The sequence below is a fragment of the Pseudomonas sp. LY-1 genome (genome assembly GCF_053502595.1).
This window is the reverse complement of sequence record NZ_CP094353.1, coordinates 1,231,343-1,253,723: the sequence shown is the minus strand read 5'-3', so window position 1 is coordinate 1,253,723 and position 22,381 is coordinate 1,231,343. Positions and strand designations below refer to the sequence as shown.

Sequence of the window (22,381 nt, the reverse complement as noted above, 5' to 3'; positions counted from 1 at the left end):
CGGTTGGATCAATGCACATCCTTCCAGTATTCGCGCTTGAGCAGATAAGCGAATACGAAGAAGAAAGCCAGGTACAGCAAGACATACGTACCAATGCGCTGGTGCTGCAGTTTGACCGGGTTGGCCGAGTAGGCCAGGAAGGTCACGAGATTCTTGACCTTCTCGTCGAACTGCTCTTCGTTCAGCGCGCCGGACTTGGGCACGATGGTCAGTTGATCGCACGCTTCATGTGTCAGCGGCGTGCCGGTCAACGGGTCAAATTGCTTCTTGCCGCCCTCGACTACCTGAACCTGCTTGCATCCTATCACTTGGCGACCCTGCAGGCCGACCAGAACGTTAGGCATACCGACGTTCGGGAACACCACGTTGTTCACGCCCCATGGACGCGCAGGGTCTTCGTAGAAGGATTTCAGGTAGCCGTAGAGCCAATCGGTGCCGCGAACCCGCGCCACCAAAGTCAGGTCGGGCGGCGCAGCGCCGAACCAGTTCTTGGCGTCCGCTGGCTGCATGCCGATATTCATGTGGTCGCCAATCTTGGCGCCGGTGAACACCAGCTTGTCGAGCATCACCTCGTGCGGGATGCCCAGGTCATCGGCAACACGCTCGTAACGCTGGAACTTGGCGCTGTGGCAACCCATGCAATAGTTGGCGAACGTGCGTGCGCCATCCTGCATGGCCGCTTTGTCAGACACGTCGATAGCGACTTTTTCCAACTCAGGGCCTTGCTCGGAAGCGAAGGACAGTAGCGGCAGCGCCGCAAGCATCAATGCAACGAATAATTTTTTCATCAGCCAGTCACCCTTTCCGGAACCGGTTTGGTCTTCTCTAGCCGGGTATAGAACGGCATCAGAATGAAGTAGGCGAAGTACAAGAAGGTGCAGACCTGCGACAGCAACGTGCGCTCAGGGGTTGGCGCCAGGACGCCCAGCACACCCAGGATCACGAACGCAATGCAGAACACCCACAGCCAGATCTTGCTCAGCCAGCCCTTGTAGCGCATGGACTTGACCGGGCTTCGGTCGAGCCAAGGCAGCACGAACAGCACCGCGATGGCCGCACCCATGGCGATTACGCCCATGAGCTTGTCGGGGATCGCCCGCAAGATCGCGTAGAACGGCGTGAAGTACCAGACCGGGGCAATATGCACAGGTGTCTTGAAGGCGTTGGCCTGTTCGAAGTTAGGTTTTTCCAGGAAATAACCACCCATCTCCGGGAAAAAGAACACGATCGAGCAGAACACGAACAGGAACACGACGACACCGACAATGTCTTTCACGGTGTAGTACGGGTGGAACGGGATGCCATCCAGCGGGATGCCGTTCTCGTCCTTGTGCTTCTTGATGTCCACACCGTCGGGGTTGTTGGAACCCACTTCGTGCAGCGCCAGGATGTGCAGCACCACCAGGCCGAGAATCACGATCGGCAAGGCCACTACGTGCAAGGCGAAGAAGCGGTTCAGGGTGATGCCCGAGATCAGGTAGTCACCACGGATCCACTGCGTCAGGTCGTTGCCGATCACCGGGATCGCACCGAACAGCGAGATGATCACCTGGGCGCCCCAGTACGACATCTGGCCCCACGGCAGCAGGTAGCCCATGAAGGCTTCAGCCATCAGCGCCAGGTAGATCAGCATGCCGAACACCCACACCAGCTCACGAGGCTTCTGGTACGAACCGTAGAGCAAACCACGGAACATATGCAGGTAGACCACGATGAAGAACGCCGAGGCGCCGGTGGAGTGCAACAGGCGCAGGATCGAGCCGTACTCGACGTCACGCATGATGTATTCGACGGAAGCGAATGCCTCCTCCGCCGAAGGGGTGTAGCTCATGGTCAGCCAGACGCCAGTGACGATCTGGTTGACCAGCACCAGCAGTGCCAGGGAGCCGAAGAAGTAGAAGAAGTTGAAGTTTTTTGGCGCGTAATACTTGCTGAGATGGTCTTCCCACATTTTGGTGGCGGGGAAGCGCGCATCCACCCAATCCATGAACTTACTCATCACGCGTTCTCCTTGTCGAGGCCAATGACAATGATGTCGTTAGATTCGTAGTTATGCGGAGGCACGGGTAGGTTCAGTGGAGCAGGTTGCGACTTGTAGACGCGTCCGGCCAGGTCGTAGTGCGAACCGTGGCAGGGGCAGAAATAGCCGCCGACCCAATCTTTGCCCAGGTCGACCGGCGCCACTTCAGGGCGGAAAGTAGGTGAGCATCCCAGGTGGGTACACAGCCCGACCAGCAGCAGAATCTCTGGCTTGATCGAACGTGCTTCGTTTTTGGCGTAGGCGGGTTGGTCGGAAAACTCAGATTTGGGGTCAGACAACTGGCCTTCGATCTTTTTCAGATTTCCCAGGATTTCCTCCGTTCGACGAACAATGAAGACCGGCTGACCGCGCCACTCAGCAATCATCTGCTGGCCTGGCTCGATCTTGCTGATATTCACCTTCACCGGTGCACCTGCGGCTTTCGCCTTGGCACTGGGAAACCATGACCCCACGAACGGGACCGCAGCCCCCACCGCTCCTGCAGCACCCACCACGGATGTGGCTGCTACCAAGAAGCGACGCCGGCCTGCATTCACGCCGTCATTGCTCATTCAGTCCTCTCCCATCAGCTTTTTGGCCTGTTAAATCAGGCGTCTACTAAGTATTAAATCTGAACTTATAAAAATTTTGCCGAATGGTAATGAAAAGCCCCACCCCTGACAAGGGAATTACCCGGAGCTCCAGCTCCAAGCCTTGTAGTATAGGGGGTCTACGGCTGTGGCAAGTTGTCACGCCGAAATTTATGCATAAATAGCAGGCAATAAAAAACGCCCAGCTCCGTAAGGAGGCTGGGCGTTTTTGTGCAACGTAAAGCGAATTAACGCTTCGAGTACTGCGGACGCTTACGCGCTTTACGCAGACCGACTTTCTTACGTTCAACTTCACGAGCATCACGAGTCACGAAGCCAGCTTTGCGCAGAGCGCCACGCAGGGTTTCGTCGTACTGCATCAGAGCGCGAGTGATACCGTGGCGGATTGCGCCAGCTTGACCACTTACACCGCCACCGATAACGGTGACGTAGATGTCGAACTTTTCAACAGTCTCGGTCAATTCCAGCGGCTGACGAACTACCATGCGGGCAGTTTCGCGGCCGAAGAAGTTGTCCAGAGTGCGGTTGTTGATCGAGATGTTACCAGTGCCCGGACGCAGGAAAACGCGTGCGGTTGCGGTTTTGCGACGGCCAGTGCCGTAATTTTGAGTCGCCGACATAATGAACTATTCCGTTAAAACTTCAGTTCTTGGGGCTGCTGAGCAGCATGAGGGTGAGCAGCGCCCGCATAGACTTTCAGCTTGCGAAACATATCGCGACCCAGTGGGCCCTTCGGCAGCATGCCTTTAACCGCGATTTCAATCGGGGCCTCAGGCTTCTTGGCGATCAGACCTTCGAAATTGGAAGACTTGATGCCGCCTGGGAAACCGGAGTGACGGTAGTACATTTTGTCTTGCGCTTTGTTGCCGGTAACACGTACCTGCTCAGCGTTGATGATCACGATGTAGTCACCGGTGTCAACGTGAGGGGTGTATTCAGGCTTGTGCTTGCCACGCAGACGGCTGGCGACTTCAGTGGCCAGACGACCCAGAGTCTGACCAGCGGCGTCGACGACAAACCAGTCGCGCTGAACTGTTTCCGGTTTTGCAGTAAAAGTTGTCATTCTTTAATAGCCTCAGGGGCCGCCCTGTAAATTAGACGGCGGATCTTACTGAATAGTGCGTACTTTGACAAGTCAAAGGCAGCCGGATACAGACGCTATCGGGGGCTCGGGTCGGCGCGTCCGTTCAACGGCAAGATTCTTCGGCAGGCGGCGCATCACTTCCACTGCAGAAAGAGGTGGGCAATTATGCAGATTGCGAAAAAAAATTCAACCTGCTTTTATGATTGTTTTCCCCGAAGGAGCACCCGATGGATTATCGACAGCTGGGCCGTACCGATCTGCACGTAAGCGCGATAGCCTTGGGCACCATGACCTGGGGCGAGCAGAACAGCGAGGCAGAGGCCTTCGCGCAGATCGAACGGGCCAAGGCCGCGGGGATCAACTTCCTCGACACGGCGGAAATGTACCCGGTGCCGCCCAAGGCCGACACCTATGCCACCACCGAGCGCTACATCGGGAATTACTTCAAAAGCCGCGGCGACCGCGCCGACTGGATTCTCGCCAGCAAGATCGCCGGCCCCGGCAACACCATCGACTATATCCGCGGCGGCCACCTGCGCCACAACCGCCAGCACATCGTCGACGCCCTGGATGCCAGCCTCAAGCGCCTGCAGACCGACTGGATCGACCTCTACCAGTTGCACTGGCCGGAGCGCAGCACCAACTTCTTCGGCCAACTGGGCTACAAGCACAAGGACGAAGACGACCTGACGCCGCTGGAGGAAACCCTCGAAGCGCTGGACGCGCAGGTGAAGGCCGGCAAGATCCGCCACATCGGTCTGTCCAACGAAACGCCGTGGGGCACCATGAAGTTCCTCGCCCTGGCCGAAGCCCGCGGCTGGACCCGCGCGGTGTCGATCCAGAACCCCTATAACCTGCTCAACCGCAGCTTTGAAGTGGGCCTGGCGGAAATCGCCATTCGCGAACAGTGCGGTCTGCTGGCTTATTCGCCCCTGGCATTCGGCATGCTCAGCGGCAAATACGAAGGCGGTACGCGCCCGGCAAAAGCCCGCCTGACCGAATACAGCCGCTTCAGCCGCTATTTCAACCCGCAGTCGGAAGCAGCGTGCAGCCGTTATGTGGCCCTGGCCCGCGAACACGGCCTGGACCCGGCGCAGATGGCGTTGGCGTTCGTCACGCAGCAGCCGTTCGTGACCAGCAACATCATTGGTGCGACGAGCCTGGAGCAACTGGACAGCAACCTTGCCAGCGCTGACCTGAAACTGTCGAAAGAGGTGCTGGAGGGGATTGAGGCGATTCAGAAGGATCATCCTAATCCAGCACCTTGATTGATCTCTAGACCGCTATCGGGGGCAAGCTCCCTCCCACACTTAGCCGTGTGAACCCAGTAAAACGTGGGAGGGGGCTTGCCCCCGATGAGGCCCTCAGCCACACCATCGAAATCAAAGCGCCCGCGCAATAATCTCCTTCATGATCTCATTGGTCCCCGCATAAATCCGCTGCACCCGCGCATCCGCCCAGGCGCGGGCGATCGGGTATTCCCACATGAAGCCGTAGCCGCCGTGCAATTGCACACACTCGTCGAGCACCTTGCATTGCAGGTCCGTGGCCCAGTACTTGGCCATCGCGGCGGTGGGCACGTCGAGCTTGCCCTCCAGGTGCAACGCCAGGCATTTATCGACGAACACGCGGCCGATCTGGATCTCGGTGGCCATCTCCGCCAGTTTGAAGCGGGTGTTCTGGAAGTCGGCAATCGCCTTGCCGAAGGCCTTGCGCTCACGGGTGTAATCGAGGGTCCATTGCAGCGCCGCTTCGGCTGACGCCAGCGCGCCAATCGCCACGGTCAAGCGCTCCTGCGGCAGCTCCTGCATCAAGTAGGCGAAGCCCATGCCCGCCTGGCCCAGCAGGTTTTCCTTGGGCACACGGACATCTTGGAAGAACAGCTCCGAGGTGTCCTGGGCCTTCATGCCGACCTTTTCCAGGCGCTTGCCCTTGTCGAAGCCCGGCGTAGCGGCCTCCACCAGGAACAGGCTGGTGCCCTTGGCGCCGGCCTTGGGGTCGGTCTTGGCGACCACGATCACCAGATCGGCGAGAAAGCCGTTGGTGATGAAGGTCTTGGAGCCGTTGATCACATACTCATCGCCGTCCAGCACCGCCGTGGTCTTGACCCCTTGCAGGTCGGACCCGGCGCCCGGCTCGGTCATGGCGATGGCCGTGACCTTCTCGCCGGAGATCAATTGGGGCAGGTATTGGTGCTTCAGCGCTTCACTGCCGTAATGCAGGATGTACGGCGCGACAATGTCCGAATGCAGGGAGAAGCCGATGCCGGTCAGGCCCAGGCGGCTGATCTCTTCGATCACCACCGCGCTGTAGAGAAAGTCCGCGCCCAGGCCGCCGTACTCCTCCGGCAGATGGGAACACAACATCCCCGCCTCGCCGGCCTTGTTCCACAGCGCACGGTCGATATAGCCCTGCTTCTCCCATTGCGCATGGAACGGCGCAGCGTCTTTTTCAAGGAAGATACGCACGCTCTGGCGGAAGAGTTCGTGTTCCGGGCTGAACAACGTTCTGGGGATCATGAGGTCACCTGCGTGGATTGTCGGACAAAGACGAACCACAGAGCCTATGCCGCGAAGGCGTCACAGGACACTGGACACATGCGACAAAAAATAAGACGATCCAGCCGTCTGGTGACCACTTTCCCCTATAAGAATAAATGAAATTATGTCTAACCAAATCTCCACGCCCTTGCGGCGCGTCAGCATTTTGGCCATTGATCGGGTGTTCGCTTCCACCCTCATGCAAGCCAAGGATTTCTTCCACCTCGCCAGCCTGCGTTACGGCAAACAACAAGGCCTGGGCCTGACTCCCGCGTTCGAAACGCGCCTGGTCAGCCCCGACGGGCAATCGGTGCGCAGCTTCAGTGATGTGATCATGCCGGTGGACGGCGGCCTGGAAGACGCCGACATCATCGTGCTGCCGGCCTTCTGGGATGACTTCGATGCCCTGAGTACGCGCTACCCGCAAGTGCTGCCGTGGCTGCGCGAACAGCACGCCCGCGGCGCGGTGCTCTGCGGCGAAGCGACCGGGGTGTTCTGGCTGGCCGAAGCCGGGCTGCTCGATGGCAAGGAGGCGACCACCTACTGGCGTTTCTTCACTGCCTTCAGCGAGCGCTTCCCCAAGGTCCAGCTCAACCAGGACAAGCACCTGACCGACGCCGACAACCTGTACTGCGCCGGCGGCACCACCTCGGCCTGCGACCTCTATATCTATCTGATCGAACGCTTCTGCGGCGCCAACATCGCCCAGGCCGTGGCCCGCGATATTCTTTACGAAGTGCAGCGCAACTATTCGCCGGGACGGATCGGTTTCGGCGGGCAGAAGCTGCACCAGGATGTGATCATCCTGCAGATCCAGCACTGGCTCGAAGAGCATTTCGCCGACAAGTTCCGCTTCGAGGACGTGGCCCGGGAGCACGGCATGAGCATCCGCAACTTCATGCGCCGCTTCCAGACCGCCACCGGCGACAAGCCGCTGCATTACCTGCAACGCTTGCGCATCGAGACGGCGAAAGGGCTGCTCTCGGGCAGCCGCAAGAGCATCAAGACCATCAGTTATGAGGTGGGCTACGACGATGCGAGCTTCTTTGCGCGGCTGTTCAGGCAGCACACCGAGCTGTCACCGAACCAGTACCGCCAGCAATTCCAGCAAGCCGCGTAATCAGGGCTGTACAGAGACAAAATGTGGGAGGGGGCTTGCTCCCGATAGCGGTGTATCAGTCAGTACATCTGGCACTGATACACCGCTATCGGGGGCAAGCCCCCTCCCACACTTTTTACTGCGTCGTGCTTAGGGTTTGTGCGCCCGCGACAGGAACTCGTGGGACTGCATCTCCAGCAGGCGGCTCAGGGTGCGCTGGAATTCGAAGTTCAAGCGACCGCCGGTGTAGAGGTCCTTGAGCTCGACTTCCGCCGAGATGATCAACTTGACGTTGCGGTCGTAGAACTCGTCGACCATGTTGATAAAGCGGCGCGCGATGTCGTCGGTGCTGACGCTCATCTGCTCCACGCCACTGAGGATCACGGCGTGGAAGATCTTGCCCAGTTCGATGTAGTCGTTCTGGCTGCGCGGGCCGTCGCACAGTTCGCGGAAGTCGAACCAGGCCACGTCATCGCAGGTACGCAGCGCGATGATTTGGCGGTTTTCGATGATCAACTTGTCGTTTTCCACCGCATGGGTGCATTCCGGCGTGAGGGCGCGGAAGCTTTTGCGCAGGCTATCTTGCGCCGCGTCGTTGAGCGGAAAGTGGAACAACTCCGCTTGCTCCAGGTGCCGCAGGCGGTAATCGACGCCGCTGTCGACGTTGACGATCTCGGTGTTCTGCTTGATCAGCGCAATGGCCGGCAGGAAGCGCGCGCGTTGCAGGCCGTCCTTGTACAGGCCATCGGGCACGATGTTCGAGGTGGCGACCAGGGTCACGCCGTTCTTGAACAGCTCTTCCATCAGGGTGCCGAGGATCATGGCGTCGGTGATGTCGGAGACGAAGAACTCATCGAAGCAGATCACCCGCGCCTCTGCGGAGAACCGCTTGGCGATGATGGTCAACGGGTTTTTCTCGCCCGGCAGGGTTTTCATCTCTTCATGGACGCGCTTCATGAAGCGGTGGAAGTGCGTGCGGACCTTTTCCTTGAACGGCAGCGCTTCGAAGAACGTGTCCACCAGGTAGGTCTTGCCGCGACCCACGCCGCCCCAGAAGTACAGGCCCTTGACCGGCGTGCGGTCTTTCTTGCCAAACAGCTTGCCGAGCATCCCTGGCTTACTCTGCGAGGCCGCGACCAGGTCTTCGTACAGACGCTGCAAATGACGCACCGCCGTTTCCTGGGCCGCGTCATGGAAGAATTCAGGGCGTTTCAGATCAGCTTGATATCGTTCTAGGGGCGTCATAATTTCGTTAGCAAGGCAACAAAAACGGGCCGTCACTGTAACGACGGCCCCGGATAATGGCAATCAACCCTTGGTCGGGTTAATCCTCGAGGGGGGTCAGCGCGACGCGCAGGGCTTCGATGGCGGCATCGCGCGACGCGGTGTCGGCGAATGGCGCGCTGTCGGCAACCGCAGCGTCGTCCAGCCATACGCTGAAGCTCAGGGCTTCAGGGCGCACGTCCAGCGCGGCGCCGCTTTGCAATTGCTTGGTCACGGCGCCCGCCGCCTTGCCATCGGCAAAATTGCGCGACAGCAGCAGTTGCTCGCCATCGGCCGCCAGCAGGCGGAAGCGGAAGCTGCCGTCGTCTTCGCGGAAACTCACGAAACGCGCGGCTTTCGCGGCCTTTTTCTTGGTGCTGACCGGCGCCGCGGCCTGGTTGACGAACGAACGCAGGCCAACGGCCTCACGCAGCTCGGCGAGGAACGGCGCGGCCACGGCGCGGGCTTTTTTGGCGCCGATCAGCAGCAGGTCTTCCATGTCCGCCGGGCGCGACATCAATTGGTGGTAACGCTCACGGGCTTCACCCAGTTGCCCGTCCAGCAGTTGGAACAGACGGTTCTTCGCCTCGCCCCAGCCCAGGCCTTGCAGCAACTCGGCGCGGAATTCCTGTTCCTGGGCCTTGCTGGCAAACGCCTGGTACAGGGTGAACAGGTGCGAATTGTCCGGGTCCTTGGCTTCGCCGGGCGCGCGGGAGTCGGTGACGATCCGCGAGATCGCGTCTTTCATGTCCTTGGCGCTGGTGAACAACGGGATGGTGTTGTCGTAGCTCTTCGACATCTTGCGACCGTCCAGGCCCGGCAAGGTGGCGACGCTTTCTTCGATCACCGCCTCGGGCAGGGTGAAGAACTCTTTACCGTTGCCGAACAGGTGGTTGAAGCGCTGACCGATGTCGCGGGCCATTTCCACGTGCTGGATCTGGTCGCGGCCCACCGGCACCTTGTGCGCGTTGAACATCAAAATGTCCGCCGCCATCAGCACCGGGTAGCTGTACAGGCCCATGGTGATGCCCGCATCCGGGTCTTCGCCGTTTTCCACGTTCTTGTCCACCGACGCCTTGTAGGCGTGGGCGCGGTTGAGCAGGCCCTTGGCGGCGACGCAGGTCAGCAGCCAGGTCAGCTCGGGGATCTCGGGAATGTCGGACTGGCGATAGAACGTCACCCGGTTCACATCCAGGCCACCGGCCAGCCAGGTCGCGGCGATTTCCATACGCGAGCGCTGGATGCGCTGCGGGTCATCGCATTTGATCAGGGCGTGGTAGTCGGCCAGGAAGTAGAAGGAGTCGGCATTGGCGTCCTGACTGGCAAGGATCGCCGGGCGGATCGCACCGGCGTAGTTGCCCAGGTGCGGCGTGCCGGTGGTGGTGATGCCGGTGAGGATACGGGTACGAGTCGTCATGGGTAATCGCTTATCAGACTGCTATCAATTCGAGAGGCGCGGCAGCACCAGATCCTTGAGATCGGTGAGCTTGCCATGAAAAAAGTGTCCGCATTCTGCCACTTTCAGCAGCTCATGGGGGCGTTTCAGGGCGGCGGACCAGTCGTAGACGCATTGCGGGTCGACCACTTCGTCGGTTTCCGGCTGGATCAGGGTCAGCGGGCAGTTCTGCGGCAGCAGGTCGGCATCGCCCAGGCGCATCACCGCGGCGGCGACCATGAACAGGTGCGCGAGCTTTTCGCCCTTGGCTTCCAGACGACCGCCGAGGCTGGCGGCGACATAGCCACCAAACGAAAAACCGAACAAGGTGATCGGCAGGTCGGGGTGTTTCTTGCGCAACCAGGTGGCGGCCGCTTCGGCATCGTCCACTTCGCCGCTGGCCATGTCATGGGTGCCGGCGCTGGCACCGACGCCACGGTAATTGAATCGCAAGGTGATCAAACCGGCATCGCGGGCGGTGCGTTGCAGGGTCGAAACAACTTTATTGAGCATGGTCCCACCCTGCACCGGGTTAGGGTGGCAGATCAGCGCCAGGCCACGTGGCACGGGCTGATCCAGGTACAGGGCTTCCAATTGGCCTACCGGGCCATCGATCAAAACAGGGGTTTCACGCATGAGCAAGGAATGAACTCCGTGACCTCTCAAAGGGTCGACTCGTCTAGCTAAAAGTCTGTGCATGGCATCATTGCGAGCTTAATCGCGGTATACAGCGCAGGTCCGAGCCGTTAACGTAAAGCAAAGCCGTTTATAGAGGAAGGACTCGTGGAACACTCGCTCTTAGTTTGGTTGTTGCCGACTCTTGCCCTGGTTGCCGGTGTCGCCATTGGATTCCTGGTTGCTCGCTTGCTGCCGAATGCCGCGCCTAACCGCACGCAGCGTCAGTTGGATGACATTCAGGAACGTTTTGACAGTTATCAGAACGAGGTTGTTACCCACTTCAACAGCACCGCGACCCTGGTCAAGAAGCTCACCCAGAGCTACCAGGAAGTACAGGATCACCTCGCCGACGGCGCCAACCGCCTGGCGCTCGACGACATCACCCGTCAGCGCCTGCTGGCCGCGCTGCATTCCGATGCACCGCAAACCCCACGGGAACGCCTGACCCCGCCACGGGAAAACCAGGAGCCGCCACGGGACTACGCGCCAAAAACGCCGAACGCCCCTGGCATGCTGGATGAGCATTACGGCTTGAAGAAGTAAGTCTTTTCAGGCGCTGTAAAAAAGCCCGGCTGATCGATGATCAGCCGGGCTTTTTGTTGGGCCTCAATCTCCAGACCAGCGGGGATGCCATTGTGGGAGGGAGCTTGCTCCCGATAGCGGCGGATCAGTTGATATATGGGCTGACTGACACACTGCTATCGGGAGCAAGCGCCCTCCCACACTGACCGAGTCCGGCCCTCAGGACACGGGTTGTTCTTGCAGGTGGCCGCTTTCGATCCGCACATGCCGCCCATGGAAGCGCTTGAGGCTGCTGCGATGGCCGACGCTGACGATGCTCAGCCCCGGCAGCTCATCGATCAACGCCTGGTACAACGTCGCCTCATCCTCTTCATCCATGGCCGATGTCGCTTCGTCCATGTACAGCCACTGCGGTGCGAACAACAACGCACGGGCAAAGGCCAGGCGCTGTTGCTCGCCGGGCGAGAGCATGCGCTGCCAGTGGTTGGCTTCGTCCAGCCGCGCGACCAGATGCGGCAAGCGGCAGGTTTCCAGGACCTGTGCATAACGTTCGTCCATGTACACGCCGTCGTCCTGTGGATAACTCAGCGCGGCCTTCAACGTGCCGATCGGCAGATACGGCTTCTGCGGCAGAAACAGGTAACGCGCCGCCGGCAGGCGGATGCTGCCATGGCCCGCCGGCCACAGCTGGCCCATGGCACGCAGCAACGTACTTTTACCGCTGCCGGAACGCCCGCTGAGCATCAGGCGCTGGCCCGGCTCGACGACCATGTCGGCGCCGGCGAGCAAGTGGCGGCCATCGGCCAGGTCCATGCCGAGCTTCTCTGCCACCAGGCGCTCGCCTTCCGGGCGCACGTCGATGGCCGCAGGGCGCTGCTCGTTATCGCCCATGGCCTGCTGGAAACTCAGCAGACGATCACTGGTGGCGCGCCAACTGGCCAGCTCCGTGTACGCGCCGATAAACCAGCTGAAGTTCTCCTGGACGTTGCCGAACGCCGAGTTGATTTGCATCAGCTCGCCCAGCTCGATCTTGCCGGTGAAGTAGCGCGGCGCGGCGACGATGAACGGGAAGATGATTGCGATCTGGCTGTAGCCGGCGGTGAAGAAAGTCAGGCGCTTGGACACTTTCATGATGTCCCAGAAGTTATGCCAGACCAGGCCGAAGCGTTGGCTCAAACGGCGATTTTCGTTGGGCTCGCCGTTGTACAAGGCGATGCTCTCGGCGTTCTCGCGGACCCGGACCATCGAGAAGCGCAAATCCGCCTCGAAGCGTTGCTGTTGATTGTTCAGCCCGATCAAGCGACGCCCGATCAGGTGCGTCAGCCAACTGCCCACGGCGGCATAGAGCAATGCACACCAGAACATGTAGCCGGGAATGGTGATACCGAACACTTCGATGCTGCCCGACACACCCCACAGGATGATCGAAAACGACACCAGGCTGACCACATTGCGCAGCAGGCCCAGGCCGAGGCTCAAGCTACTGGAGGTGAAGTTGTTGAGGTCTTCGGAGATCCGCTGGTCCGGGTTATCGGTATAACCGCCCTGCTCCAGCTGGTAGTAGTTTTTGTCGCTGAGCCAGCGTGCGAAGTGTTTTTCGGTCAACCAGGCCCGCCAGCGGATGGTCAGCATCTGGGTCAGGTACAAGCGATAAACCGCACCGAGGATCGCCACCGCAGCGATGCCGCCGAAATAGCCGATCAGTTGCCAGAAGGCCGCCGTGTCCTTATGTTCCAGGGCGTTGTAGAAATCCTTGTACCAGTGGTTGATCCACACGGAGATCGCGACGCTGAACAGCGACAAACCAATCACCGCCAACAACAGCAACCATGCCTTGCCCTTTTCTTCACTGCGCCAATAGGGCGTGATCATCGCCCAGGTTCGGCGAAAAAAGTGCCCACGCACCGCGTCGTTGACCGCGGAATACTCAGCGTTCTGATTCATCGTTCAGGCTCTGTAAGAAAATGTAACAGGCGTTTGAACCGATCATAGACGATCGGTTCAGGGTTCCGTCCAGCTTGAAGCAGATTGTTCAGACTTCGTTCAGCGCCATACCGGACGCTTTGCAGCTTGAAGAGTCAATCGAAAGAGTCAGGGCCTACCTCATAGAGTAAAAACACCCACCCAAAACAGGAACCTTCCCGCGACACAAAACCACATAGGTAACTATTGATACCACATTGAATTACTGGACGCTCTTATGCAGATTGCTCTCCCTCCCATTAATCTCCTCCACCTGCCAACTGAGCCTGCATTACCTTCCGACCGCAACGGTCATCAAGAAGCAAGCGCACATCCGCGCCATAGACGCTCAATAGATTCCTCCCCACCTAACAATCAAGAAGTGGTGCAGGAAGTCGTACCAAACACCAATTCTTCAAAGGGCGGATACGTCGAAGTCAATGTAAATCCTGATCCAAACAAAGGCATCGGGGTGGGTGAGAAAGCCCCTGAGCCCGTCAACTCTGATTCCAACATCAACGTCGACCCGGTTACACAGGAGATTTCCGGCGCCTTCAAAACAGTTAAAGAAGAAGCCTCTATTTTTCTGAAAAAAAAATTTGCCGAGATGGCGGCACAGGCAGCGACCCCAGCCGAAAAAGAAAAATGGAATATAGATCCCGACAACACCTACCTGGTTACGTATGACTACAACACCACCGGGGAAAAACCTTACCCCGCGAAAATCATCAAGCGAATCTCATTGACCGAGGCGCTCATTACCAACGCACAGGACACGCCAACGGGTGCAGGTTACCAAGTACCTTTCTACGCCGGAGGCCCTGAGGTCATCGTTAAACCCGAATTGGAGACACATACCCCTGGCGTCTTCAACTTCGGCAGTCGCTTCAACCCTTACACTGAAAAGGCGGACATCACCCATACCTACCAAGGTATTTACATAGAGTCCTCGGAAGAACCTGCTCCGGTTTACAACGGAGGAAACCAGAGCGCAATCACGCCCGATGAGTTCAAAAAACTGATCTGGAAGGCGGACTATCAAAAGCCCTACGATCAATTCCTGAATGAGTTCTGGAGCAACCACGAGAAGAAGTATCCATTGCTGGCCAAATCGTCGCTTGTCAAAGCCGCCATGAGCCAGCATCAAGAACAAAGCCTCAGTAAGGAAGGCCGTGATCTGGTCATGCGAGCTTCCGGGTTAGCAGGCAACCAGGCGTCGTGGCCGGACATCAAGCTTGAAGACTTACAAAAGAATCCACCAAAGGATCCCGACATTGAAGTTGGGATGCTGAAAGTCGGGAACTTTCAGTCTACCGACCTTATGTACATCACGGACAAAAAGGTCAGGTTTGATGCCAACGGTAAAAAACTCCCACCGCTCACGCTGTTGCACATACCGGGAAACTCTTCCCCCATTCACACCTTCAACGGCCAGACCGAAATGAAAGCATGGTTCGCCGAGCAAATGGCGGACCCCGTCAAACGCGAAGCGATGGCCGGGCACTTCCCGCTCAAAGACAAACCTAACGGCTATGCACAAGCAGGCATAGACGAGACGCTGGCCGGACTCGGTACCTGGCCTGAAAAACGCGAAACTCCGGGGGGATTACTTTCCTATGATCATCGGGCTTTCAGCGGCTTCTGGGACCCACAAGACTTCATTAAGGCAGAACCCAGTCACTCGCCTTTCGATGAAATCACGACACGTCAGAAAGATCGCTCTTATTCGGATGCCGCGGTGGATATCACCAGTGACAGGGACGTCATCAAGAATAATATTATTTCCGGCTTGGAAAAGGCTGCAAAAGCAGCACTATTCCTGACTCCGCTGGCTTTTGTAATGCCTGAAGTGGCACTGACATTGGATGCATTCTATCTGGCCAGCGGGATAACCGAGGCAGGGATTGGCATTGACGACAAAGTACATGGCAAACCGACTGGCAACCAACGCATCATATTCGGTTTTTTCAACGCCGCGATCGCCGTGCTCCCACATATCGCGAAGACTGGCAAATCGGGGGAGGAAGCCGCCGCTAGCGAAATCAAACCTGGCGAGGAATCCAAACCGAACGAACTGAACCCTGAACATGAGCCGCCTGCTGAAATCGAAGCGGAAGGGGACGCTCCGACTGTCGAAGTCAAAATGGGCGGCCCGATGAAGAATCTGAAAATTGTTGGCAATGAAGTCCATACCTTTGAGGACACTTACAAAGCCGGAAGACGACTCAACATTGTTGCACATGGTTCTAAACCATATCGGCCCGGTACGTTCTTTGGCGAAGACTCAAAAGTTGTGATCGACGGAAAAGGTTACTCACCAAAAAAACTAATAGCCTTATTGAAAAGCAAAGGTATAGATCCAGAAACATATGACTCTGTACGGCTTATAGTTTGTCATTCAGGCGAAGGGCGTGGAAGCTCGTTCGCTGCAAAATTTCAAAAAGAGATCAATAAGCCCGTCAAGGCTTTTGAGGGAGGGGTGTTCACAAATTTTGGCTCAACCACACTGAAAAACTATCGAGACAAGTACGTCACTCAAATCATGGCGTCAAATCCAAAAATTACGCGTCAAGAGGCTGAGCGCATAGCTGAAGCGAAACTACAAGCCGACCATAATGACTATAGCGTTACAAAAATAAATAAAAACGACGGCCAACCGACCACCATCAATAGCGCTCCGCCGGGAGAGCCCCCAAAATATGAAGATTCTACAGTTGAATATAAACCCGTGTATTTCCCGCCCAAACAGCCATGAGCACTCTTTCTCAACCGAGTGAACATGGAAAACGTGTGCGATATGTATTGAAGGTCGCCAGCCCAAAAATACTCAGCCTTCCATACCTACCCGCAACACAGGATAAAATGCTGAAAACTCAAGTGTTCGAGGCTCAAGCACAGCACGATATCCCGCGTTCTGTTCCTAGGGTTCAGCGCCGTACCGGGCGCTTCTGCAGCTTGCGTTGCAGGGTACGCCGGTGCATGCCCAGCGCGCGGGCGGTGGCCGAGATATTGCCTTCATGCTCGGTCAGCACGCGCTGGATGTGTTCCCACTGCAGGCGGTCCACCGACATCGGGTTTTCCGGCACCAGGGTGTCGAGGTCGGCATGCTCGGAGAGCAAGGCGGCCAGCACATCGTCGGCGTCCGCCGGTTTGCACAGGTAGTTGCAGGCGCCACGCTTGATGGCTTCGACAGCGGTGGCAATGCTGGAATAACCGGTGAGGATCACCACGCGCATTTCCGGATCGAGTTCGAGCAGCTTGGGCAGCAGCACCAGGCCGGAGTCGCCGTCCATTTTCAGGTCGAGCGCGGCGTAGTCCGGCAGGTCGGCCTGGGCGATGCTCAGGCCCTCTTCCGCGGAGCCCGCGGTGCTGACGCGGAAACCGCGACGGCTCATGGCACGCGCCATGACGCGGGTAAAGGTAGCGTCATCATCTACCAGCAACAGGTGCGGCAGTTCTTCGCCTTCGACTTGGATCTCATCACTCATCGATATCTCCTCGTGCGACACGGGGCAGGCGCAGCTCGGTGAGCGTGCCGCCTTCCTCATGACTATAGAGCTTCACTGAGCCGCCCGCGCGGGTCACGCTGGCCTTGCTCAAAAACAGGCCGAGGCCGAAGCCTTTGCCCTTGGTGGTAAAGAAAGGTTTGCCGATCTGCTCGGCAATAGCCAGCGGCACGCCTGCGCCGTGGTCACGAATGCTGATGGTGAGGTTTTCCGTGTCCCAGTCCAGCTGCACTTCCAGGCCTTCGGGGCAGGCATCGGCGGCATTGTTCAACAGGTTGAGCAGGGCCTGGGTCAGGTCCGGCGGCGGCGCCATGCGCGGCACGCTGCCCTGCCCCAGCAGGTGGAAACGGTAACTGGCTTCGGGGCGCATCAGGTGCCAGCGGTTCAGGGCTTCGTCGAGCCACTGGGTCACGTCCTGCATCTCCACCGCCAGGCGGCGGTTGGCTTCGGCGGCGCGCACCAGTTGCTGCAAGGTTTGCTTGCACTGCTTGACCTGCTCGCGCAGCACGCCGAGGTCTTCTTGCAGCGCCGGATCGTGGTGGTCCTGGGTCATTTCGTTGAGCAGCACGCTCATGGTCGCCAGGGGCGTGCCCAACTCATGGGCCGCACCGGCGGCCTGGGTCGCGACGGCCAGCAGTTGCTGGTCGCGCAGGCCTTCTTCGCGGCGGATGGCGCGCAGTTCTTCCTGGCGGCGCAGTTCTTCGGCCATGCGCGCGGCAAAAAAGGTGATGACTGCGGCCGACAGCGCGAAGCTCAGCCACATCCCGTAGATCTGCAGGTTTTCCCGGGCGATGGGGAACGTCTGCAGCGGGTAGAACTGCGCCAGCAGCAAGGTGTACAGGGTCAGGGCAATGCCGGAGAGTATCACCGAGTAGCGCCACGGCAAGGTCACGGCCGCAATGGTCAAAGGCACCAGGTAATACGAAACGAACGGATTGGTGGAACCACCGGAGAAATACAGCAACACACTGTGGATAAACAGGTCGCAGGCCAACTGCAGGGCGTATTCCAGCTCGGTCACCGGCCAGGTGGTGCGCAACCGGATGGCGGTAAACGCACACAACACGGTGGAAAAACCCAGGGTCACGCTCAGTTGCAGCCACGGCAGCGGCAGCAGGTCGAACCAATAGGCAAGCCCGACGGAACCGGCCTGCGCGGCCAATACCAAGGTGCGAATGAACGTCAGGCGCCAGAGGTTCTGGCGGGTGGCGGAAGTCAGTTTTACGGCGGCGAGCATGAGCTCTCCCGGTGAGCGCTGCAGGCGGATCGGCAGGAGTATAAACGAAGCCGACCGGCAGACACGGCGCGTGTGGCTCTTTGACGCAGGGGCGCTGAATGACCGTTCGTCGGCACTGCGACAACTTGTAGTGAATGTGTAAACCCGAAGAACCCGGCACCACCGTCTACAGTCATACCGATACGAACATTCCAAGGAGCTTCCATGTCCCGTTTCATTCGCAACGCAGCCGCTCTCACCCTCAGCGCCAGCACCCTGGCCAGCCTCCCGGCCGTCGCCGCCGATGAGTTGCATTACAACCAGATCGCCCTGCGCGCCGAAGTCAGCCAGGAAGTGGCCCGCGACAAGATGATCGTGACGCTCTATACCGAATCCCAGAACGCCGACCCCGCCAAGCTCGCCGCCGACATCACCACCACCATGAACCAGGCCCTGGGGCAGGCCCGCGAAGTCAAGGCCGTGACCCTGCGTCAGGGCAGCCGCAACAGCTACCCGATCTACGACAATAAGAATCAGAAGATCACCGGTTGGCGTGAACGCGCCGAACTGCGCCTGGAGAGCGCAGACTTCCCGGCGCTGTCCAAGCTCACCGGCGAGTTGCTCAACACCCTGAAAATGCAAAACATGGAATTCGCCATCGCTGACACCACGCGCAGGTCCAGCGAAGACGCCCTGCTCAAGGACGCGGTCAGCGCATTCAAGGCTCGCGCCCAACTGGCCACCGATGCGTTGGGCGGCAAGGGTTATAAGATCGTCAACCTGAACTTCAACACCAATGGTTATCCACAACCTTACGCACGCGGCGGGATGATGATGAAAGCCGCCATGATGGATTCGGCGCCGACGCCGGAAGTGGAAGCCGGTACCAGTCAGGTAAGCATGAGTGCCGATGGGGTGATCGAAGTCCTGCAATAAGCCTTTTGAAGCACACGAAAACGGCGCGGCCCCGAAGGGCTTGCGCCGTTTTTTTTGGACGGTCGATCAGCCATGGGAATGGAGCCGAGGCAGGCGTGACCTGAAGCAGACACAACCGCAGCCAACCGGCTCAAAGCAAGGGACGTGATGATGGTTCGAATCACTTTAACGTAGGATTTTTTCAGAATACTGCAAGCCTTTCTTTAATACAGACGTCTAGCACGAGCCCCATGCAATGACGTGGAACTGTTCAGTCTTATATAACCACCTATTTTCATCATTCTCCCAACCTAGATTAAGAAGTTACGCAACAGCCCATAACAGAGGTCAATTTCACGTCTGACTTAATTTCCCGCCCGCCGATTAATCCGGGCTTAATTCGGGCATATGCGTTTCGAAAAACGAACAGTGTTTATGAACTTCACGCCTACATCGAGCCGATCATGAATATCAATCCGTTCCTCCAGCCACCCTCGTTAATCCCCCCACTCTCCGTACAAAGTCGTCACGCCAGGTCGATTAATGACTCATCCGCTCCACAAAAAAAATGGTCGGGAGAGGAGAGTGAGCCAGAGTCAAAAAAGACAGGGGTTGAACAAAAACCGATTGCAACCTCTTCCCCTGATCCGGAACTTGAGGCCCGCACGACCACCATTTATGGGTCAACCACCGTTTCCGCCCCCAACGCGAACTACACACTTACGCAACGAGAACAGCGTATCGACGGCTATGCCAATCGCGTAAATACGCAGATTGGCCAAATAGAAAACGGTAGCGAAGGTGAAAGAAATATCAAATTCCAGCGCGCGCGCCAGTTTATGGAACCCGCAGGATACTTTAGTGGTGGTTTATTATCCGCCGGCTACGACCCGCACGAAAAGTTCACGGTGACGTTCAGCTCTTATACAGGCAAGGGGAAACCCGAGACATTGACCAACACTCAAAAGCGCACTTACTTTGCGTGGGAAATTGCTGCGGGCTCTCTTGCGCACGATAAAGTCCAACGTGGCGGCCCGATCAACTTCCAAGAAATGGAAATCGCGTCAAGCGACCGGGGTAAAATCAATAATCTGGAATCCGTCGGCCAGACACTCCAAGATCATTGGGAAAATGAAATAGCCAGCTCGATGCGGGACGCTTCCGGCACCCTGGCAAAACGCTCCGGAAAAGCGGACGCCTATGTATTGAAGGGAACCTTGCAGAGCCTGTCCAACGACAGTGAAAGTTTTAAACTGTTAAGCCCCGAAGCTCAAACCGCCATCAAGCGCACGCTTGAGCAAAATGGACAAGTCATCGTCCCCAACATTTACGGCTACCCAATGGCGGGGTATGCATTTATTCCTTACACGCCCTACGACGGTAATTATGAGCACAGACCCAACAAGGGTGTGATGGTCGACTTGAAGAACGGTGCCGCCCACGAAATAAAAGGCGATGATGATTTCGCCAACTGGGCTAAAAGCAATCGTGACAACTTGCAAAAAAGTTTCAATGCCCGCGACAGACAAGGCGGCATAGATGCACATTGGCCCAAGGCGGGGGAAGTACTCGATAACTTGATTGAGGGTAATCACGCCAACTACCCAGGTTATCAAAACCTCGTCAAGGATCAAGCCATACCAGTTCGCGAGGTATTTAATTACACGCGATCACGAGGTAGCGACTATCATTTGAAATATGGCAACCTCAATGACAGCATTGCTACCAGCTACCAAGACTTAAATGCCAAGAATGCGGTATGGAGTGACCAAACCCAAGTATTTGGCTCCTCACAACAAGGTTGGAAGGGTGCGAAAGATTTTTGGGGCAATACCTTCGGCTACGTTCCCGTCCTGGGCAACGTAGGTATTATTGCCTTCGGCATACATGACGGCATCTATGGCATGACGGCGCAGGATCGCGTTGGCGGCAATGCCGCGGCGGTTATATCCAGCCTGCAACTTGCACATGAACTTACACCGATCGGGATAGAAGCCGGGCTGGGCGAAAATACCGGCACCGCGGCTATCGGCCTGAATTACAACTGGCGATACAACGCAGCGACAAGCGATTTTGAGTTGGTGCGGGCCCCCGAACTTCCATCTACCGCAAATCAAGCTCCCGTTTCAATGGGAGGCGCGCCTGAAGTAAACGTAAATCCAGCGCCGCCTCCGTCAGCCTCCTTTCCGGGTATGCAAGAGGTGGAGTTTAACGGGAGAAAATACTTCGCCAGCAATACGCCGGACGCCGGGGATGGGGCGCATTACATACTGCGTGTTCAGCACCCAGAAGATCCGTCCAAGCTGGCCAATAGCGGCATTATTGCCAAGCCTGATGAGGCGGGCGTCTGGAAAAACAAAGGCGATGCGGGTCACCCACAGTTACCGCCGGGCGACGACGCTCAGAATGGAATTCCGCCAATCAACCGGTTGCGCCCCAGCCAGTCGGGGGACATCAGCAAATATGCGCTGCCCAATGGCGAGAAACTCATTGAGAACGCAGTGCCCAACACCAAAGGCATTTATCAGGCCACCGACGAAAAACGCTGGTTCATCCGCTATGCCGACGATACGGGTTTGCAAAAAGTGTATGAGATCAGAAGTGATTTCAAACTCAGTGATAACTATGTCCAGATCATTGACCCCAATACCAGGAAGCCTGTATTGACCGTATACGCCAACGGTGACGGACAGTGGTCCACCGCCAGAGGCCAAGGTGGCTGGCCTTGGAATCGCGCCCCTTCGTCCCCTCCCACAGAGGCTGCCAAGATACCGCCAAAACTTTCAGATGGATTCGAAGCGTTGGGCGATCCCAAGACAAGTGGTGCCGATAAGTTTGACGAAGTCTTTAACTACAACAACGACACCACCTACCAACAATCCGTCAGCAATTATAAAGAAGGGGACGTACTTAAACGTAAACTCAATATTTCCTGGACCGTCGACGAAGACAACTTCGAAGTTTATTCCAGCGAAAAGTCGCAGCCTAATGAGTACAGTACAACGCCCTACTCGCCAAACTTCCTGAAGGACTTGAACCGCGACCATTACAGCGTAAGGATAAAACAACCAGACGGTTATACGACCGTGGAGCTGGATGCCTCAGGCAGCGCGGATGGTGAAACGCTGCGCCAGCGACTCAAGCAGTTCGAAGAGGCCATTCCCGACCCGCTCTTACGCTCGCGCATATCTGAAGTGGCTCATCAGGGCAGTGTCGCTCCCACATCGGTCGAGTTAAAAATGAACCAACTGCAAGAGCATGTCGGCTTCAAAGGCAAGGACACCCATTACATCATCACCTACGATCCAGAAACAAATACGGCCAAGGTTCAATTTGACGCGAAAATGACATTACTCGATCTGGATAAAGATGCGGCTGAAATTCCCAATATGGAGGTCAGCGCACAACGCACCTTCGAGATTGCTGAATCCAACGAACTGGACCCAGACGCAAATCCTTACGCCATCAATAAAAAGGCCCCCTTCACCCTGACCGCCTCGAGTATCGTCGAGGTGAAATAACACCGGCGA

Annotated in this window: 18 protein-coding genes; 6 read left to right on the top strand and 12 right to left on the bottom strand. The window is 57.5% G+C overall.

The annotated features are described in order from the left end of the window. Nucleotides 1-8: 8 nt before the first annotated feature. The 5 genes from MOQ67_RS05695 to rplM all read right to left on the bottom strand — a co-directional run bounded on the left by MOQ67_RS05695 (nucleotide 9) and on the right by rplM (nucleotide 3,694). On the bottom strand, nucleotides 9-788 hold the full coding sequence (locus MOQ67_RS05695; protein ID WP_046384697.1) for a cytochrome c1: 780 nt from the start codon (nucleotides 786-788) through the stop codon (nucleotides 9-11). Then, nucleotides 788-1,999, bottom strand: a complete 1,212-nt coding sequence (locus MOQ67_RS05690; RefSeq protein ID WP_017845421.1) for a cytochrome b — start codon at nucleotides 1,997-1,999, stop codon at nucleotides 788-790. The genes MOQ67_RS05695 and MOQ67_RS05690 overlap by 1 nt, the downstream gene beginning before the upstream one ends. Beyond that, nucleotides 1,999-2,592, bottom strand: a complete 594-nt coding sequence (gene petA, locus MOQ67_RS05685; RefSeq protein WP_026139825.1) for a ubiquinol-cytochrome c reductase iron-sulfur subunit — start codon at nucleotides 2,590-2,592, stop codon at nucleotides 1,999-2,001. The genes MOQ67_RS05690 and petA overlap by 1 nt, the downstream gene beginning before the upstream one ends. A 266-nt stretch (nucleotides 2,593-2,858) precedes the next feature. Then, a complete protein-coding gene (gene rpsI / locus MOQ67_RS05680; RefSeq protein WP_003171743.1) occupies nucleotides 2,859-3,251 on the bottom strand; it encodes a 30S ribosomal protein S9 in 393 nt (130 codons plus the stop codon). Between the two features lie 14 nt (nucleotides 3,252-3,265). Further along, a complete protein-coding gene (rplM, locus tag MOQ67_RS05675) occupies nucleotides 3,266-3,694 on the bottom strand; it encodes a 50S ribosomal protein L13 (protein ID WP_010568039.1) in 429 nt (142 codons plus the stop codon). Between the two features lie 248 nt (nucleotides 3,695-3,942). On the opposite strand from rplM, the gene MOQ67_RS05670 reads away from it, so the two are divergent. Then, on the top strand, nucleotides 3,943-4,983 hold the full coding sequence (locus MOQ67_RS05670; RefSeq protein ID WP_448675876.1) for an NADP(H)-dependent aldo-keto reductase: 1,041 nt from the start codon (nucleotides 3,943-3,945) through the stop codon (nucleotides 4,981-4,983). Between the two features lie 114 nt (nucleotides 4,984-5,097). Here the strand turns inward: MOQ67_RS05670 and MOQ67_RS05665 are convergent, their stop codons facing one another. Continuing rightward, nucleotides 5,098-6,234 carry an acyl-CoA dehydrogenase family protein gene (locus MOQ67_RS05665; protein ID WP_198717375.1) on the bottom strand — a complete coding sequence of 379 codons (1,137 nt, stop codon included), beginning with the start codon at nucleotides 6,232-6,234 and terminating at the stop codon, nucleotides 5,098-5,100. Between the two features lie 220 nt (nucleotides 6,235-6,454). Between MOQ67_RS05665 and MOQ67_RS05660 the strand changes: the two genes are divergently transcribed. Then, nucleotides 6,455-7,375: a GlxA family transcriptional regulator gene (locus MOQ67_RS05660; protein ID WP_169850558.1), complete on the top strand. Its 921-nt coding sequence runs from the start codon at nucleotides 6,455-6,457 to the stop codon at nucleotides 7,373-7,375. Nucleotides 7,376-7,504: 129 nt separating this feature from the next. Here the strand turns inward: MOQ67_RS05660 and zapE are convergent, their stop codons facing one another. The 3 genes from zapE to MOQ67_RS05645 form a co-directional block, all read right to left on the bottom strand. Continuing rightward, nucleotides 7,505-8,599 carry a cell division protein ZapE gene (zapE, locus tag MOQ67_RS05655; RefSeq protein WP_026139826.1) on the bottom strand — a complete coding sequence of 365 codons (1,095 nt, stop codon included), beginning with the start codon at nucleotides 8,597-8,599 and terminating at the stop codon, nucleotides 7,505-7,507. A 79-nt stretch (nucleotides 8,600-8,678) separates the two neighbouring features. After that, a complete protein-coding gene (locus MOQ67_RS05650; protein ID WP_017845427.1) occupies nucleotides 8,679-10,034 on the bottom strand; it encodes a tryptophan--tRNA ligase in 1,356 nt (451 codons plus the stop codon). Between the two features lie 24 nt (nucleotides 10,035-10,058). Beyond that, nucleotides 10,059-10,688: an alpha/beta hydrolase gene (locus MOQ67_RS05645; RefSeq protein ID WP_169884761.1), complete on the bottom strand. Its 630-nt coding sequence runs from the start codon at nucleotides 10,686-10,688 to the stop codon at nucleotides 10,059-10,061. Between the two features lie 147 nt (nucleotides 10,689-10,835). On the opposite strand from MOQ67_RS05645, the gene MOQ67_RS05640 reads away from it, so the two are divergent. Then, nucleotides 10,836-11,273 (top strand): YhcB family protein, encoded by a 438-nt coding sequence (locus MOQ67_RS05640; protein WP_003171734.1) that lies wholly within the window; start codon nucleotides 10,836-10,838, stop codon nucleotides 11,271-11,273. 198 nt (nucleotides 11,274-11,471) lie between these two features. Here the strand turns inward: MOQ67_RS05640 and MOQ67_RS05635 are convergent, their stop codons facing one another. Beyond that, complete coding sequence (locus MOQ67_RS05635; protein ID WP_198717374.1) at nucleotides 11,472-13,196, bottom strand: ABC transporter ATP-binding protein/permease; 1,725 nt, start codon at nucleotides 13,194-13,196, stop codon at nucleotides 11,472-11,474. 256 nt (nucleotides 13,197-13,452) lie between these two features. Here MOQ67_RS05635 and MOQ67_RS05630 point away from each other — a divergent pair, with 256 nt between their 5' ends. Continuing rightward, the gene (locus tag MOQ67_RS05630; RefSeq protein ID WP_232925458.1) at nucleotides 13,453-15,969 is read left to right on the top strand and encodes a dermonecrotic toxin domain-containing protein; all 2,517 of its coding nucleotides are present in this window, start codon (nucleotides 13,453-13,455) and stop codon (nucleotides 15,967-15,969) included. A gap of 172 nt (nucleotides 15,970-16,141) precedes the next feature. Here the strand turns inward: MOQ67_RS05630 and MOQ67_RS05625 are convergent, their stop codons facing one another. After that, nucleotides 16,142-16,702, bottom strand: coding sequence for a response regulator transcription factor (locus MOQ67_RS05625; protein WP_004372278.1), 561 nt, complete (start codon nucleotides 16,700-16,702; stop codon nucleotides 16,142-16,144). Further along, complete coding sequence (locus MOQ67_RS05620) at nucleotides 16,695-17,957, bottom strand: ATP-binding protein (protein ID WP_017845431.1); 1,263 nt, start codon at nucleotides 17,955-17,957, stop codon at nucleotides 16,695-16,697. The genes MOQ67_RS05625 and MOQ67_RS05620 overlap by 8 nt, the downstream gene beginning before the upstream one ends. A gap of 204 nt (nucleotides 17,958-18,161) precedes the next feature. Here MOQ67_RS05620 and MOQ67_RS05615 point away from each other — a divergent pair, with 204 nt between their 5' ends. Both MOQ67_RS05615 and MOQ67_RS05610 read left to right on the top strand, forming a co-directional pair. Beyond that, nucleotides 18,162-18,872: an SIMPL domain-containing protein gene (locus MOQ67_RS05615; protein ID WP_017845432.1), complete on the top strand. Its 711-nt coding sequence runs from the start codon at nucleotides 18,162-18,164 to the stop codon at nucleotides 18,870-18,872. 443 nt (nucleotides 18,873-19,315) lie between these two features. After that, entirely contained in the window at nucleotides 19,316-22,372 is a 3,057-nt protein-coding gene (locus MOQ67_RS05610; protein ID WP_448675875.1) for a hypothetical protein, read from the top strand. Nucleotides 22,373-22,381: the final 9 nt, after the last annotated feature.

Bases quoted from the DNA above. Each gene is read 5' to 3' on its own strand.
- MOQ67_RS05695 (WP_046384697.1), bottom strand. From the start codon at position 788: ATGAAAAAATTATTCGTTGCATTGATGCTTGCGGCGCTGCCGCTACTG.
- MOQ67_RS05690 (WP_017845421.1), bottom strand. From the start codon at position 1,999: ATGAGTAAGTTCATGGATTGGGTGGATGCGCGCTTCCCCGCCACCAAA.
- petA (WP_026139825.1), bottom strand. From the start codon at position 2,592: ATGAGCAATGACGGCGTGAATGCAGGCCGGCGTCGCTTCTTGGTAGCA.
- rpsI (WP_003171743.1), bottom strand. From the start codon at position 3,251: ATGTCGGCGACTCAAAATTACGGCACTGGCCGTCGCAAAACCGCAACC.
- rplM (WP_010568039.1), bottom strand. From the start codon at position 3,694: ATGACAACTTTTACTGCAAAACCGGAAACAGTTCAGCGCGACTGGTTT.
- MOQ67_RS05670 (WP_448675876.1), top strand. From the start codon at position 3,943: ATGGATTATCGACAGCTGGGCCGTACCGATCTGCACGTAAGCGCGATA.
- MOQ67_RS05665 (WP_198717375.1), bottom strand. From the start codon at position 6,234: ATGATCCCCAGAACGTTGTTCAGCCCGGAACACGAACTCTTCCGCCAG.
- MOQ67_RS05660 (WP_169850558.1), top strand. From the start codon at position 6,455: ATGCAAGCCAAGGATTTCTTCCACCTCGCCAGCCTGCGTTACGGCAAA.
- zapE (WP_026139826.1), bottom strand. From the start codon at position 8,599: ATGACGCCCCTAGAACGATATCAAGCTGATCTGAAACGCCCTGAATTC.
- MOQ67_RS05650 (WP_017845427.1), bottom strand. From the start codon at position 10,034: ATGACGACTCGTACCCGTATCCTCACCGGCATCACCACCACCGGCACG.
- MOQ67_RS05645 (WP_169884761.1), bottom strand. From the start codon at position 10,688: ATGCGTGAAACCCCTGTTTTGATCGATGGCCCGGTAGGCCAATTGGAA.
- MOQ67_RS05635 (WP_198717374.1), bottom strand. From the start codon at position 13,196: ATGAATCAGAACGCTGAGTATTCCGCGGTCAACGACGCGGTGCGTGGG.
- MOQ67_RS05630 (WP_232925458.1), top strand. From the start codon at position 13,453: ATGCAGATTGCTCTCCCTCCCATTAATCTCCTCCACCTGCCAACTGAG.
- MOQ67_RS05625 (WP_004372278.1), bottom strand. From the start codon at position 16,702: ATGAGTGATGAGATCCAAGTCGAAGGCGAAGAACTGCCGCACCTGTTG.
- MOQ67_RS05620 (WP_017845431.1), bottom strand. From the start codon at position 17,957: ATGCTCGCCGCCGTAAAACTGACTTCCGCCACCCGCCAGAACCTCTGG.
- MOQ67_RS05615 (WP_017845432.1), top strand. From the start codon at position 18,162: ATGTCCCGTTTCATTCGCAACGCAGCCGCTCTCACCCTCAGCGCCAGC.
- MOQ67_RS05610 (WP_448675875.1), top strand. From the start codon at position 19,316: ATGAATATCAATCCGTTCCTCCAGCCACCCTCGTTAATCCCCCCACTC.